The organism is Neotamlana nanhaiensis (assembly GCF_000943555.1).
Taxonomy (GTDB): domain Bacteria; phylum Bacteroidota; class Bacteroidia; order Flavobacteriales; family Flavobacteriaceae; genus Neotamlana; species Neotamlana nanhaiensis.
In genome coordinates this window covers 124,106-139,359 of the sequence record NZ_JTDV01000003.1, presented here as the reverse complement: position 1 = coordinate 139,359, position 15,254 = coordinate 124,106, and the positions used below count along the sequence as shown (strand labels likewise).

The following is a 15,254-nucleotide window of genomic DNA, read 5'->3' as shown; positions in this document are numbered from 1 at the left end:
ATTAGCCTTTTTGGTTTTTAAGTTTATCGCGTTGCACTTGTTCAATAGGCAAAATATCGGCATTTTTAAAGCTTAAGGCTTTGTAAACGGCTTTTAAATCGCGTGATAGTTTCCGCATACCCATAGGCTCTAAAGATGCGGCATGATCGGTTCCTTTCCAAGTCCTATCAAGTGTGTAATGGCGTTCAATAATATTAGCTCCAAGAGTATAAGCAGCCACATCGACAGCAATTCCTAAATGATGCCCAGAAAAACCAATGTGTTTTACTTCGTTTCCGTATTTTTCTATAAGTAAATTAATATCAAGAAGGCAAACATCTTCAAAAGGCACTGGATAACCCGATGTGCAATTGTAAAGCACCAAATCTTTATTTCTATTGTGTTTTTTAAACAGATTAACCAAATCATCAATTTCAGTTTTGGTGGTCATACCTGTTGAAATATGTAGTTCACCTTTATAGTTTTCGCATAACCATGTAAGCATCGTTATATTGTTATTACACGCCGACGGAATTTTAATAAATTCTGGGTTTAACGATGAAATTTCTTTTGCCGAGGTTAAATCCCAAACCGACGTAGAATACGTGATGCCAACTTCTTCACAAAATGCTTTTAATTCTTTATGTTGATTAACATCGAACTCCAAAAACTCACGATGCTCACCATAAGTAGAACCATATGAATTTATAGGATTTGGGTGCGGTGTATTGTATTGATCTTCGGTTAATAATTCTTTATTGTTGCGTTTTTGAAACTTAACCGCATCAACATTACAAAATATTTTTGCGACTTTTATAAGCTCCTTAGCTATTTCCATATCGCCTTTGTGGTTACAACCTATTTCGGCAATTATGTATGGTTTTTTGTAGGTATTCATTTTGTTTTTGGTTTAAAACCTAATTTATCAAATTTATTACTAGTTGATTTTTCTATTGGGCTTCGTCTGCGCTCAGCCTGAAATTAGATTATACTCATTTTGAAAAGTACATGCCATTCAACTAAAAAATCAAAATCGTTTATTATAATTCATAATAAAATTACAAGCTTCACGAATGGCTCCTGCTCCCGAATTATTTGATAACACCACATCGGCATGCTGTTTTACAACCGTGGTGGCGTTATTTGGTGTAAGCGACCAACCTACACTACATATATTGGTTAAATCGTTAACGTCGTCGCCCACATAAGCAACATTGCTTAAACTTATTCCCAAATCGATAGTGATGTTTTTTAGTAAGGTGTATTTATCTTTTACACCTAAAAACACATGTTTCAACTTTAGTTTTTCCATGCGTTTTGCGACTAGTTCCGAGTTTTCGGAAGTCATAATCATTACCGTCACATCATACTGTCGTAAAATTTCCAACCCCATACCATCACGCATATCAAAGCCTTTGGTGTGTTCGCCGTCTTTAGTGTAGGATATGGTTCCATCGGTAAAAACACCATCAACATCTAAAACTAAATGTGTTATTCTTTTCGATTCTTTTTCGCGTTTTTGGCGTTCCATGAGTAGTTGCTCTACAACTATCCAATCGGTTTCCGAATCTATTTCATGCAAACTATCCTCTGGCATTTCTACTACAGCAACGTTGTCTCCTAATCTATTTTTGCGTTTTTGTAAGGCTTCTTTTGTTATGGTGTAAACAGCTCCATTTTCAATTAACAAACCTTCAAAATCTTGTCTTCTTGGACGATTTAAAGGATTATAATTTAACGGTTTCCCATTTTTATCCCATAAAAAACGATGGGTATTAACAACGGTTAAAGCGGAATCAAAATCATCATTCAATTTACTTAAACACGTATTTATGTCTTCAGTTTTTGTAAAGGGTGAGGTGGCTTGTAGCAAACAAAAAGCATCAAAATTAAAGTCAATGGATTCTGCATATTCCAACATAGCAAACTCAGTACTTGCTGTATCGCTAGCGCTGGCTTCACTTCTTAATAAGGCTTTTACCTTTTTTGTCCAAGTATATTCTTTTTCAATAAAACTTATGATATCTTCATCATCGGTATAAACTATAACCTCATCTAAATTCGAAAAAATAGCTTCTCCTAACACCCATGTAAATAACGGGCGACCAACCATTTTACGCTTATTTTTATTTGGAATACCTTTTGAACCTTTACGGAGTGGTATAAAACCAATGCTTTTCATAAAAATCGATTTACTCTAAAGTGCTAAAATACTGTTTGTTTTTAAAAGAATAAACTATTGCTTGCCGATTGAAGCGTATTTTTCTAATACCTTTCGTTTTATGACTTCCCTATCGAGATTTGGTTTTAAGTTATTCTGATTGAATTGATAAGCTTCTTCCAATAAATCCGTATTCCTTAAAACACTCGTAATTAGTGCTTCAATTTCTACTTCATTTTCGCAATTGTTAATAAGCAACCCGTTTTTATTATGCGTTATTAATTCTGAAGTCGCATTTCCAGGATTTGATTGTATAGGAAATGCCCCCATAATAATGGCCTCCAACAAGGTATTTGGCATACCATCAGAATTGCTATTACCAACATAAACTAAGGCTTCACCCATAATTTCCAACACTTTTTCGTGGTTTATACGCCCTAAAACTTCCAGATTTTCCCAATCTTTTAATGCTGAATTTTGTACAAACTGAAACACTTCGTTTGGTGCTCCAAAAACAATAATTTTATAAGCCTGTAATTGCTTTTGCAAATTATTTATAGCTTTTAAAACGGTAATTGCTCGACCGGAACGCCCTTGAAAACCTTTTATTAAAATGGTTTTTCGCTTCTCTATTGGCAAACAAAAACTTTTAACGTGCTGTAAATTAAAACCTCCTCCTCCAGGAAACACACCTAAAAAATCGCCACTAAATCCATGTTTTTTGGCAATAATATAATCGCGATTGCAATCGGTAAATAAATAATTTATACGTGGTAATACCCGTTTTATATCGTTTAAATATTGGGATTTATTCTGAAAATAGTACAAATCGCTCCCCCAAGATGAATAGATCCATTTTTGGTTATACTTGGTCATCACCTCTAAAATAGGCGCGCATGATAAGTAAATAGCAAAACTATGCACCACATCGGGTTTTACTTTATTTAAATAATTTTCAAATTCTGAGGCTGTGTTTTTCTCGTTAAACTTTTGAATAAAATTATAAACTTTAGGAAATCGTTTTTTTAAAAATATACGGCCAGGGTAATTGTATTTTAGTTTCCAGTTTACTTTTTGCTCAACCCAATTTAGTTTTTCAACTGGCGCGCTCATACCAGTTATATCGAACCAAAACACCTCATGACCAGCATATTTTAATTGATCTGCCCACCTAAAAAAGTGTAAAGTTGGTATGGAAACCATTAGTATTTTCATGCTTCGCAATACATGATTAGTTCAATTTTTTCCAAATTTCTATTGAAGGTATATTGATACGGATTGTTTCTAAACTTTGTAATAATGTCTTCTAAAATAATATTATTAATGGTTTCCATAGATAACATAGGAATACACTTTTTACCAAACAATTTCTTCATATTATTTTTTTGTTTTTCGTTTGAAGAAAAATTGGTTACCTCAAGTTTAACAACCTCATTTTTAAAATTTTGTAATTGTGCTAAAAAGGCCTTTAACTCTAAATTTGATGATTTTATATTTATGGTTATATCTGGCGATGATAGTTTATTGTAATACTTAGAATTTGGAAGTTTTCCCCATTCTAAATCTTGGTTTACAATAATTCTTTTAGCCGACTGAGTAACATTCATATACGCATGATTTATACGCTCCAACTGCGAATGAAACGGATGCGTGCTTAATTTACTTCTGTAAGCCTTTGGGTGCCATTGATGCTTCACTAAAATCTCTTTATCATAAAAATTAACCGATAAGCCTTTGTTTTTCATCCGGATATGAATATCGGTATCTTCGGCGCCCCAACCATGATAAAACTCGTCGTAACCATGAAGCTGCTTTAAAACTTGAGCTGGAAACATGGTTGTTCCTGTAACTTCGTTGTTACCAGGAAAATCAACTCTATAATCAACAAAATCTTTTTTTAACTTCGACTCTTCTTCAGATAAAAAACCATAAAGAAAATAATGCAACTCGCTTGGTTTTGAAAGTACATTTGCCGTTTTAATAAAATCTGGATGAAACATTAAATCGATATCACCAACCATAAAATATGGTGTTTCACAAGCTTTTAATGCTATGTTTATAGCCCGACACTTATTCCATAATTGCCCAGAAACTTCGCAAGTAATAAACTTAACTTTTGGAAACTCTTGTAATAATTGGGTTAAATTTTTTAAATAATTAGCATCCGACCCATAATCGACCAACGTACAAACAAAATTCTGCTCGCTTTGGTTTTTTAACGATGTTAAACAGTTTTTTACGATGCGTAAATCTCTATTTCGGTTTGTAAACACCATCGATATGTTGTTAGCCGCTTTCATTTAAATGAGCTTAAAAGATTTTAAAAGAGAATACATGTAAAATTTAATAAAACTAAATTTATTTTTTTGGTTAAATATCGATTTCAAAAATAACACAAAGGCTTTAAAAAACTTCCGTTCTCTGTTGTATAAACTTACCAATTGTTTCTTTTTATCGTTAATGCTTTTATTAATTACTGCTTTTTTATGTGAAAATGCTGTATCTAAAAATACATCATTCAAGATATTTAGGTTAACCATTTCAATATCGCTTAGCGTTTTTCGGAGTTTTGCTGAAACACCAACTTCCATTCGATAAACGGCGGTTACATCATTTAAAAAATGGACTTTCCCACCATTTTTTAAAACCCATAAATAGGTAGGCCAATCGCCGTAGGGATATTTTAAAACCCAATTGGGTAGCGGTTCTTGCCGAGGAACATTTTTAAACATCGTGGTAACCGATGGCAAAACATTTTTAAAAATTAAATCGTTAAACTCGTAATATGATTTATTGTGCTGTTTTATTTCTTCAACTAAAGTATTATCCTTAAATAACTTTAAATAATTGGTTCCAACCATGGCATAATCCGGGTTAGATTCTAAAAAATCGACTTGTTTTTGTAGTTTTTGCTCATCTATCCAATAATCGTCACCATCGCAAATGGCAATATATTTACCATTACAAGCCTTTATGGTTCGAAAATAATTGTTTATTAATCCTATATTTTCACCCATTGAAGGCAACAACTTTACCTTCTTAGGATATTGCTTTTGATAAGATTCACAAATGCTTTTGGTGTCATCAATACTACAATCTTCACCAATAACCAACTGATATGTAAAAGTGGTTTTTTGAGCCAAAATACTATCAATGGCTTGACCAATACAATGCTCTTGATTGTAGGTGAGCATAAAAACACTAACAGTTATTTGAGATGTGCTAGTCATTTTTTCTGAAAAAATTTTTCATCTTAAAAAAAACATCTTGCTTATTTTCAAAATTATACCCTAATTTATCAATATCATCTTTGTATAAATCTTGAAAAGCCAACTGCACATCGTTAAAAAAATAATTAGAATAATGCTTCTTTTTTACTTTAGCTTTATTAACATGTAAATCTTGAACATATGGTAATTTTAAAGCATCGAAAATTTGCTTAAGGTTATTATTATAACTTTCAAACCGTCCTATAAAATCAGGTTTAAAATTGCCATCATAATCAAAAAATTCGGTTTGTTGTTTGGTATGATCGCCTCGATAATACAGTTTGCTTTCGTGGGTTAAAAAAGCTTTAAATTTACCTTGTTTTAATATGTAATTTTTAAAAGTATCGGTTATTTTCTGGTCTTTCATTAACCAAAAATAATCTGAAACGGCTCTATCCCAAGGATTTCTAATAAATGTAAATTTATAATAGTTCTGCCAAATCTCTTCAGAAATAAGTTCGGTTTCCAATAATTGTTTTGCCGTGGCATGTTGTAAAAAAAACTTACGTTTTGGGCACCACCCATAAAGTTTATTGTAATCTACTTTATCCCAACTTACGGTTTCATTTGGAAACAACAAATATTTAATAGTTGTACCACCGCATTTTGGAATGTGTAAAAAAATACATTTATGTTTATGACTAATCATAAGCTAGGTTACAACTATTTTATAGGTTTATAGGTTATTTCTGCTTTATTAAAATAAGCATTATAACAAGAATTAATCCAGTGTTTTGAATTTGGTTTAATATCTTCGAAGAATATGGTTTCAGGAAACACATCTAGTTTGGGAATTATAACCTTATCATCTTTTGTGTTTTTTATAATGGTATACCTCGTATTTAAAGCTTTATTGTAGGCATTGGCTTTACCGCTAATTAAATCAGAATAAGCCACTCTAACATTGTTATCGCCTCCTAAACGAAAACACACCAGAACCCAAAGCCCTATTCTTGTCCATTTAGACAATTCTACAAATGTTTTTTTCTTTTCTTTTAATTTAAAAAATAAAACAAATGCCAAATAAAACACGCCTAATAAAAAGAAAAAGTAAACTTCGTTTACCACTCGAAACGGCACCCATTTTAAACTATAATACACAGGAAAAACTCCTAAAATTAAGAAACTAAAGACTATTAAAACCGGAAAAACTAATTTTACTTTAAAAACGCGAGGCGTTTTAATTTTTTGAGCTGTTTTACTAAAAAAGTCAAAAAACAATAATAATAAAACCACAATTGATGGAAGCCAGTCGCCTAAATGGCGTTTAGTTGCTTTTATTGTTTTAAACAACGAATACATAAACTGTTGGTTTCCTGGATAACTTGTTGCCCGCGAAGCCGAACCAGGTGACAATAACACGAACGCAGAACACGCCAAAATAACTGCAAAAAGTAGCCATAAACCTTTGTCTAGTTTTCGGTTTATAAATAGTAAATACGCACATGTAAACCCATAAATTAAATTTACAAGTACTAAGGTAATTTCGTTTGTTCCAATTACTAAAATAGACAATAAGATTGCCACAACGATAAACTTTATGTTTTTTGTATTTACATATAAAATAATATACGAAAACATAAACAATGCTAAAATTATAGATAGCTGGTAAGTTACTGCTCCTGCCAACCAATAAAACCCTTGTGTTGGTGAAGGCATTTGTAATAAATATAGGGCGGTAACTAAAACTGCTAAAAGAGCCTTATTTTTTTTTGATATGGTTGAAAAAATAGAGGAAGATAAATGATAAACCGATATAAATAAAGCAACCAACAGCAACACAGGCACCAATTTATACACTACAAACGAACCAGAAATTAAATTAGGAATTCCAAGAATTAAAGTTGGTAAATAACGTCCGGACCAACCAAAATAAGCTTCTTTTTGTAAACCAAAATATCCTAAATCTCTACCATAATTACTATAACAAAAATCATCGGCAGATGGGTTATTAAATACAGAAATAAGTATGAATGGAAGTACCACAATACTACTTAAAACTATAATAATATTTGTGCTTTGAAAATACTTTTCAAGAATCTGTTTCATCTTTTATTTATATATAATCTACAAATCTTCTATATAAAGCCAGTCATTATCTAGCAATAAGCAAGTTCCGTTTTCATTTTTAAACGCTTCTAAAACGTTAAACTTATATGGAAAAAATTGTAAGTGTAAATCAAAAGTGTAACGATAAGGCCTTTGCTTCGGTATAACAACAATTAAACGTTTTGCTGCAACCCGTCTTAGTTCACTTATACATTTTTCTAAATCTAAAACATGCTCTAATGTGTGTGTTGAAATTACGGTATCAAAAAAATTGTTTGGATAGTTAATATCTTCAATAATACCTTCTTTAAAAGTTATATGCTCCGATTTTTTTAATTCATCTGGTATAACAAAATCGATTCCTACAACCTCACAGCCTTCTTTTTGCTTTATTTTTTTTGCAAGATAACCCCTTCCGCAGGCAATATCTAAAACTCTATCTCCTATAATTTGTTTTAAAATATACTTTTCACAGCTTAAATTAAGATCGGTTTCTCTTTTAATATGAACACTGGCCAACTCCTTATAATAATTGGTCATTTCTTGAGAATTAAATTTCCATGCGTTTTCCTTAAAATTTAAAAATAATTTTCCTTTTTTCCCAAACAGCAACACGAAAAGCGGACTCATTATAAACCTAGAATCTCTTACAAACGGGGGAAACAAATTGTCTAAAACCCAATTTATCTTATTCGTAAAATCTCTTGACAAATTCATTTTTATTTATCTATAATTTTTAGTAAAATGATATCTAAAAGGAATCAACATCACATCTTTTAACATCAAAATAGAATCTTTTAAAAGGCTTATTGTTGAATTTTCGTTTCCTACAAAAGTTACGGGTATTCGCTTTATGTCGAATTCTTTTTTATACGATAGGTAAAGTATTTCTATATCGAAGCCAAAACCACTTACTGCCAATTTTGGAAAAATTTCGTTGGCCACCGCTTCGGTAAAACCTTTAATGCCACATTGCGTATCGTTTATACCTGTTACTACAAAACGCGATACAAAGCCTGTAAAAACATAACTCGACAATTTACGAGCAAATGAAACACTTGTGTAATACTTGGCGTGAATAGATCTACGATTACCTATACAAACATCAAATTCTTTAAAATCGAGATAATGTAAAATGCGTTCAATAATTTCAAATCCGTAAGGTATATCGGCATCGGTAAACACTCTAAAAGCTCCTGTTGCTTGCAACATACCTTGTTTTACAGCATAACCTTTACCCCTATTTTTAGAATACGACACAAATTTTATAGCTGCATTACTCTGCTCTAAAAAACTTTCAATTATTTGTTTTGAATTATCGGGGCTACCATCGTTAACCAGAATTATTTCGGCAGAATAATTGATGGTTTCATGCCACTTCGTAATTGCTTGCAAAGTCTTTTTTATAAAAGCACTGACATTGTAAACCGGAATAATTAGGCTAAGTTTTGGTTTCATTATTTGCTAAAACTTCGATGGTTTATTAAACATAAACTTTATCAAAAAAAGCGCTTTTTTAAGGATGTACCAAAAATCGACCACAAAGTTTTTAACTAATTTAAAACACCCAACCACAAAACCGTTAAAAATATTTTTCCAGGTTATATTATCATGCCATAACTGATAATTTCCAACAACATCATTTTTAAACCTAAAAAATAACTGCTTTTTAGTTCGTTTTATTTCATAAGAAAAAATTGATGCTACAAAATCGATATTGTAACCTGCTTTTAAAACGCGAACGGTCCATTCTTTATCTTCGAATGTTGCTACATCATCTCGAAATGGTATTTGTTCCCAAACTGCTTTGTTAAATGCAGAACCCGAAAAAATTAAGCCCGATTTATTTGGATCGTCCTTTACAGAAACTTGATTTATAAAGTTTCGGTAATCGTTTGGATGATGTAAACAGCGTAAGCCTGCTAAATTCGTATTCGCTTCAAATTTTTGCTTTATTAATTTAAAAAAATCGTGGCTTACAGGATAAGCATGCGCACTAAACATAACCACAATATTATACTTGGCTTTTTCGGTAACAAAATTTGCACTTCCGCCGTAGCTAAAATTTTTAATCGTAATAAAACGTGCTCCGAATTGTTTGGTAACCGCTTCGCTAGAATCGTTTGAAAGGTTATCTAAAACAATTATTTCTCCTATATCATCTTTGTAACGTTCGGTTAAATTTTTTAAGGCAAACGCTAATGCTTCCTCCTGGTTTTTTGTTCGTATTACAACCGATATCATCTATAAATATTTTTATTTTTTGTACACAATCATACTTTATAAAATGTGATAACACTTTTTACGAACTCTCATGGGTTAATTATTTTAAGAATTTAAATTGTTTTTTTTTTGATTTTAACTTCCTTTTAAAAGTATTTAAAAATAAATTTAATTCTCCAATTATATAATAATAATATTTATACCTCCCTTTATAATAACGATGAATTTGAGCTTTATTGGAACCTTGAAAGTGAAGAGCACCAATTTTTATGTTATTCAATTTAGGGCAACTGTTACTGAAAACAAAAAAGTTCAAATTAAAACCACCAGCATTGTAGCCAAGATCTTTCAAATCATTGTTTATATTACTTAAAGTACTATTAAAATAGTAACTGTTATTCCAAAAAATGTCTTTACAATTTCCTTCAAAATTATATAAACCCAAAAGAGTCATATCGCAAATACCTCCGTTTAGATTTTTGTTTAAAAAATTAATTTTATAATTATTAACTAAACTGTTAATTTTTTCATTGTTAGTATAATTATAAATTATAAAATCACAAAAATGATTGATAGAGCTAGCATTTTCAAAAATAGAATACTGTGGACCATATCCTTTTGTAACAGTCATTTTATAACCTTCTAAATCTATAACTTCAAATAAGTTTTGATAAACTAAAACATCTGAGTCTAGATAAATGAACGTTTCATTAATACTGTTTTTATTCACAAAATCTTTGAGTACAAACCATCTTTGAAAACAAATTAATTCAAATTTATAAGAGTTGGTTGACATATGTTTATAATACCTACTAAACTCATCTGCCGATTTTGTATATTCATTAATTCTAATTGTTTGAAGACCTTTTAGTTTAAAAGTAGTACAATCAGTCAATAAGATGCAAATAGCATCAGGATGATACTTAATCACCTGGTTCATAGACAACTTTAAATGAACAGGTATCTCTCCAAAATGGATAAAAAATATAGTCATCACACAACAAATTAAAAAATTTAGATTAATTACAGAGCTAACTCATCCAACAAGTCGTAATTTTATTTTATTAACTAAACTTTTAATAAATTTTATAATTTTATATTTAAAATACTCTAAATCATAATAAACAACTGTTCGTTTTATTTTGTAATTGTAATCAAAAAGTTCAAAATCCAACTTGTAGTAGTCATAAACTATTTCCTGAGTTTCTTTAGTATAATATTTAGAAAAATGTTTGTTATTTGACCTTTTAGCATATTTTTTATTAAACACAAGACCTAATTTTTTAAATATTTTATTTGCTTCAGAATTAAGGTTTTCTTGTCTCCCTATTTTATCTACTAAAAAATTAAGGTTTTCATCACAAATAAACTCATATTGTGGTCTAAAATGAGGTATATCCTTTAGCTCAGGTATATTATTAATTTCTGAACAAAAGGCTTCAAAATTATTATCGAATTGTTTAAAAATTTTTTCAAACCAAAAATAATCATTTTCGTTATTTCCACCTCTGGCAAAGTTAAAAAATGCACTCACAAGTCTTGCATATGGGTTTCTTACGAAAGAAAATTTATAATAATTTAAAAACTTTGAAGTATCTATTTCTTTAATTTCAACTGCAGTTGCATGACCTCCAACCGCTTCTCTAGTTTTCTTTCTTTGGTCATCAAATAGGCATGATTCCTCTATGGTTGAACCTCCTGTTTTAGGAACGTGGATAAATATACACTTATATTTATCAGAAATTTGTAATGCCATTAAATACTTTTTAAATTAGATTTAATTGTCATATTCATGACAAACTTAAACAACTTTTTAAAAACCTTAAATGGTATTAGCAAAGCTTTACCAATTTTATATTCCAATGAGTTTTTAATTTGAAGTTCTGCTTTACGGTGGACATTGAGATTGTAAAACATCACTTCAAAAAAATTATCAAAATGTTTTATATACAACTCTTTGTGTTTCCAGAAAATATACTTTTTATTAGTTTCAGCATGATTTCTATGAGTATCAATAAGCATAGACTCTTTTGCTTTCCTATAATAAAACAAAGGTTCTTCGACAGTATGGTACAGCCATCCTCTTTTAGTTATGTTTAGCCAAAATTCCCAATCTTCAAAACCTTTTATCATAGACTCATCATATCCACCAACCTCAACCCAGCATTCTTTTTTGTAAATAGAAGATGGCATCAATTGATTTTCGAACATTAAATTTCTATAATTATCACCATTAGGTTTATATATCTTAATTATATTAGTCTTAGACTTGACAAAAAAGAATCTGTAGCTAGTAACAATCCCAATAGTAGGATCATCAAAATATGGTAATAATTTTTCAATATACTGTTCGTGAAGTATGTCGTCTGAATCTAAAGGTAAAATAAATTTACCTGATGTTTTTTTTACACCTGTATTACGTGCTGCAGGCAAACCACCATTCTTTTTTGAAACATAAGAAAACCTTTTATCTTTTTTGCACCACTCGAGTGCCACCTCTTCTGTGTGGTCTGGACTACCATCGTTAACAATAACACACTCCCAGTTTTTATAGGTTTGCTGCATTACAGAATTCAAAGTCTCATCTAATAGATGAGCTTGTTTATAGCAAGGAACAATTATGGATACTAAGCTTTTTGCCATTAAAATTTATTTAAGAGACCTATTTTAATAAGCCACTTTATTTTTTTTGAGCGACGAAGATTATGTACAATTTTCATATATTTTAAAACATCGTCCAGATCATTCATAAATAACGAATATGAATTTTTTAAGACGTATTGTTTTTCTACTTCAATAACATTTAGATTTTCTTTTAGCGCGCTTATTCCGTCTTGATAAAAAACGCTTAAAGTTTTAGCTATATACATGTAACTGCAATTATATTTACAAATAGCATCAACAAAAAACTTCCAGTCTGAAACAATTTTAAAATCTTCCTTAAAACAACCAACTGCATTAAATATTTCTTTTTTTATGAAAGTAGCTTGATGTGGTAAGTTATCTTTTAAAAAATAAGCAAAAGATAAGGTTTCTGGATATTCTTTTATAAAGGTTTTTGTTTTACCTACTACTTTTTGATTAAAGTAAATAATATCGAAGTTGTTAACTTTATCAATATATTTATCGAGTACTTTAGGGCTATAAAAATGATCTCCGCTATTTAAAAATAACACATATTGTCCTTTGGCCTTTTCGATACCTTTGTTCATGGCATGATATACGCCTTTATCTTTTTCGCTTACCCAATAATTAAATTTTTGGAAGTTTTCTTCCAGATACTCTTTACTGCCATCGGTTGACCCTCCATCAATAACCACATATTCAAAATCTTGATAGGATTGATTTTTTACGCTATCAACGGTTTTTTTTAAACCGTCGAGGTTATTGTAGTTTATGGTTATAATGGTTAATTGCATTACAATTATTTATTTTCAATTATTTTCATAAACAATTGAAACTGGTTTTCTGAGGTAAATTTATTTAAATAAGTTTCTTTTGCTACACTCCCTAACTTTTCTTTTAAATCTGGCAATTCTATTAACTGTTCTATATAATAACAGACTTCACGTGTGTTATTTGCTATAAATCCAGTTTTATTATGTGCAACTATTTCGGATAGTGCTGAATGACCGTTATATACAATTGTTGGTGTTTCACAAGCAAAAGCTTCAATTATTGTCTGTCCAAAAGTTTCTTCGTATGAGGTAGACAATAGAACATCTGCACTTGAAAATATTTTACTTTTTTCAAAGACATCCCACGTTACAAAATTATGTATCCTACTTTTTAAAAATTCCATCTTTACTTTACCTAGAGTAATAAATTTAACTTTTTCATGGCCTTGGAAATATTCTAAAATATTCAAAAAACGATCTATTCCTTTTAACGGCACATCAACATCGTTAGCACTAATTAAAATTAAAAAATCGTTTTTATTATAACCTAATTCCTGTTTTGCGTTTATTTTATTTATTGGCGTTAGCTCACTTTTTGGGAGGCCTAGATAAATAGTTTCTAATTTTTCCAAAGGAAAACTTCTTGTTTCTTTAATAACATTGTAGGTAAATTTACTATTTGCTATTATTTTATAATTTTTTAAAGATTTTATATAGCCAATTTTTGTTTTATATATTTGATTTTCAAATAAGTTAATTACGTTATTTTTAATCCTTTCCTTATCATACAAAGTATGAAGTCTTCCAGAAATAATATAAAAATCATGAATATAAAAGTAAACTTTTTGTTCTTTACGCAAGCCTTTAAAAAAACTCTTAAAATCTAAAAAACCTGAAACCCAATGAATAATAACAATGTCATCTTTTAATAACAAAGTGTCAAGCCTATATGGCGCACACATACTTGAATGGACATAAAACCTGTAAAAATTATAAATTCTATTTAAAAAACCATTGTATTTATTAGAAATAAACTTAGCAATTGAAATAGAATTATCAATAGGGGTAATAGGTTCTACTTTAAAACAATTTACTTTAGAATCTGTGTAATATTTATTGTAAAAAACACTATTTACATTATTAAACAACATAGTTTTATGCAATCTCATAGCTGCTAATCCAGCTCCTCCTTTTACATGACACGAAAAATGAACTATTCTCATTTCTTAAGATAACGTTTAAATATTCTAAAAAATAACTTTAATTGCCCCCTTTGCTTTCTAGAAGCCATTGTTAACATAAAACTTAATCTAGATATTTTTTTTTCTTTTACTTTAATTCCGCCTTTAAAAGGAATTATTTTAGAAGCTAGTTCTTCTTTAAAAACAGCTTCTGCAATACAATTTTCTCCAGTACCATCTAGCCCAATATTTTCAACATAACTTAATTTACTGGTTAAACATAATCCTTTATTAAAAAATATTGTAGAATACCATAAAATAGCCCAAGTATTAATTTTTTTGTTAATATTTAGTTGCAATTGCTCATGAAATTGTAATGTATTACCATAGTTGAATTTAAACAACATCTTTTTATCTTGTAATAACTTGTTGTAAAACCATGAATAGTTTCTATTTAGTTTATCCCAACGATCTTGCCAGGTAGCCCACCCCCAACAATTCATATAATGTAAAAAATAATAATCGTCTAATATATATTGATGTTTACTTTTAAAATTATGTCCGTTAATATGAAAAACTTCACTTCTATTTTCGTAGTAATTAAGTGCCGTATTCATATATCTTAAAAATTGATTTGATGTTACAATATCATCTTCTAAAACAATAACGGCCCCATGTTTGTTTACAACTGTTGTAACCCCGTCAAGAATATTGTTTGCAAGCCCCATATTTGTATCTCGTTCCACAATTTTCACAAAACCACACCACTTTTTCTGTTTTACAATTCGCCTAACTTGGTTGATTAAAGAAATTGTTGCAGAATCTACATTATTTTTTGGGCCGTCGCAATAAACATATAGTGTACTTTTTGTTGACCAGTCATTTTCTTTTAAAGCTGTTAATGTTTTAAAAGTATGTTCTGGGCGATTATAAACGAATAAAAGTATTGGGGCTAATTTCACTACTGCGTCTTTTTTAAAAAACTAAAATTGTT

The 15,254-nt window shown here is 30.0% G+C and carries 16 protein-coding genes; all 16 read right to left on the bottom strand.

Translation table 11 applies throughout. The features are described 5' to 3' along the window. Position 1: 1 nt before the first annotated feature. The 16 genes from PK35_RS05995 to PK35_RS05920 all read right to left on the bottom strand — a co-directional run bounded on the left by PK35_RS05995 (position 2) and on the right by PK35_RS05920 (position 15,222). A complete protein-coding gene (locus PK35_RS05995) occupies positions 2-877 on the bottom strand; it encodes an N-acetylneuraminate synthase family protein (protein WP_044625798.1) in 876 nt (291 codons plus the stop codon). 129 nt (positions 878-1,006) lie between these two features. Then, positions 1,007-2,161, bottom strand: coding sequence for an acylneuraminate cytidylyltransferase (locus PK35_RS05990; protein ID WP_044625797.1), 1,155 nt, complete (start codon positions 2,159-2,161; stop codon positions 1,007-1,009). A gap of 54 nt (positions 2,162-2,215) precedes the next feature. After that, positions 2,216-3,355, bottom strand: a complete 1,140-nt coding sequence (locus tag PK35_RS05985) for a glycosyltransferase (protein ID WP_044625796.1) — start codon at positions 3,353-3,355, stop codon at positions 2,216-2,218. Next, positions 3,352-4,440: a glycosyltransferase family 2 protein gene (locus tag PK35_RS05980; protein WP_044625795.1), complete on the bottom strand. Its 1,089-nt coding sequence runs from the start codon at positions 4,438-4,440 to the stop codon at positions 3,352-3,354. Before PK35_RS05980 ends, PK35_RS05985 begins: the two co-directional genes overlap by 4 nt. Continuing rightward, positions 4,441-5,370: a glycosyltransferase gene (locus PK35_RS05975; protein WP_044625794.1), complete on the bottom strand. Its 930-nt coding sequence runs from the start codon at positions 5,368-5,370 to the stop codon at positions 4,441-4,443. It lies immediately after the preceding gene. Then, a complete protein-coding gene (locus PK35_RS05970; RefSeq protein ID WP_044625793.1) occupies positions 5,363-6,058 on the bottom strand; it encodes a sulfotransferase family 2 domain-containing protein in 696 nt (231 codons plus the stop codon). Before PK35_RS05970 ends, PK35_RS05975 begins: the two co-directional genes overlap by 8 nt. 14 nt (positions 6,059-6,072) lie before the next feature. Then, positions 6,073-7,458: a DUF6056 family protein gene (locus PK35_RS05965; RefSeq protein ID WP_044625792.1), complete on the bottom strand. Its 1,386-nt coding sequence runs from the start codon at positions 7,456-7,458 to the stop codon at positions 6,073-6,075. An 18-nt stretch (positions 7,459-7,476) separates the two neighbouring features. After that, positions 7,477-7,998 (bottom strand): class I SAM-dependent methyltransferase, encoded by a 522-nt coding sequence (locus PK35_RS05960; RefSeq protein WP_157841059.1) that lies wholly within the window; start codon positions 7,996-7,998, stop codon positions 7,477-7,479. A gap of 183 nt (positions 7,999-8,181) precedes the next feature. Beyond that, positions 8,182-8,916 (bottom strand): glycosyltransferase, encoded by a 735-nt coding sequence (locus PK35_RS05955; RefSeq protein WP_044625790.1) that lies wholly within the window; start codon positions 8,914-8,916, stop codon positions 8,182-8,184. 6 nt (positions 8,917-8,922) lie between these two features. After that, entirely contained in the window at positions 8,923-9,702 is a 780-nt protein-coding gene (locus PK35_RS05950; protein ID WP_044625789.1) for a glycosyltransferase family 2 protein, read from the bottom strand. Between the two features lie 79 nt (positions 9,703-9,781). Next, positions 9,782-10,675: a hypothetical protein gene (locus PK35_RS05945; protein ID WP_131474396.1), complete on the bottom strand. Its 894-nt coding sequence runs from the start codon at positions 10,673-10,675 to the stop codon at positions 9,782-9,784. Positions 10,676-10,717: 42 nt separating this feature from the next. Next, positions 10,718-11,437 carry a sulfotransferase family 2 domain-containing protein gene (locus PK35_RS05940; protein WP_044625787.1) on the bottom strand — a complete coding sequence of 240 codons (720 nt, stop codon included), beginning with the start codon at positions 11,435-11,437 and terminating at the stop codon, positions 10,718-10,720. Then, entirely contained in the window at positions 11,437-12,324 is an 888-nt protein-coding gene (locus PK35_RS05935) for a glycosyltransferase family 2 protein (protein WP_044625786.1), read from the bottom strand. Before PK35_RS05935 ends, PK35_RS05940 begins: the two co-directional genes overlap by 1 nt. Then, positions 12,324-13,100: a glycosyltransferase family 2 protein gene (locus PK35_RS05930; RefSeq protein WP_044625785.1), complete on the bottom strand. Its 777-nt coding sequence runs from the start codon at positions 13,098-13,100 to the stop codon at positions 12,324-12,326. Before PK35_RS05930 ends, PK35_RS05935 begins: the two co-directional genes overlap by 1 nt. A gap of 5 nt (positions 13,101-13,105) precedes the next feature. Then, positions 13,106-14,302: a glycosyltransferase gene (locus tag PK35_RS05925; RefSeq protein ID WP_044625784.1), complete on the bottom strand. Its 1,197-nt coding sequence runs from the start codon at positions 14,300-14,302 to the stop codon at positions 13,106-13,108. Further along, complete coding sequence (locus tag PK35_RS05920; protein ID WP_052825898.1) at positions 14,299-15,222, bottom strand: glycosyltransferase family protein; 924 nt, start codon at positions 15,220-15,222, stop codon at positions 14,299-14,301. Before PK35_RS05920 ends, PK35_RS05925 begins: the two co-directional genes overlap by 4 nt. Positions 15,223-15,254 lie beyond the last annotated feature (32 nt).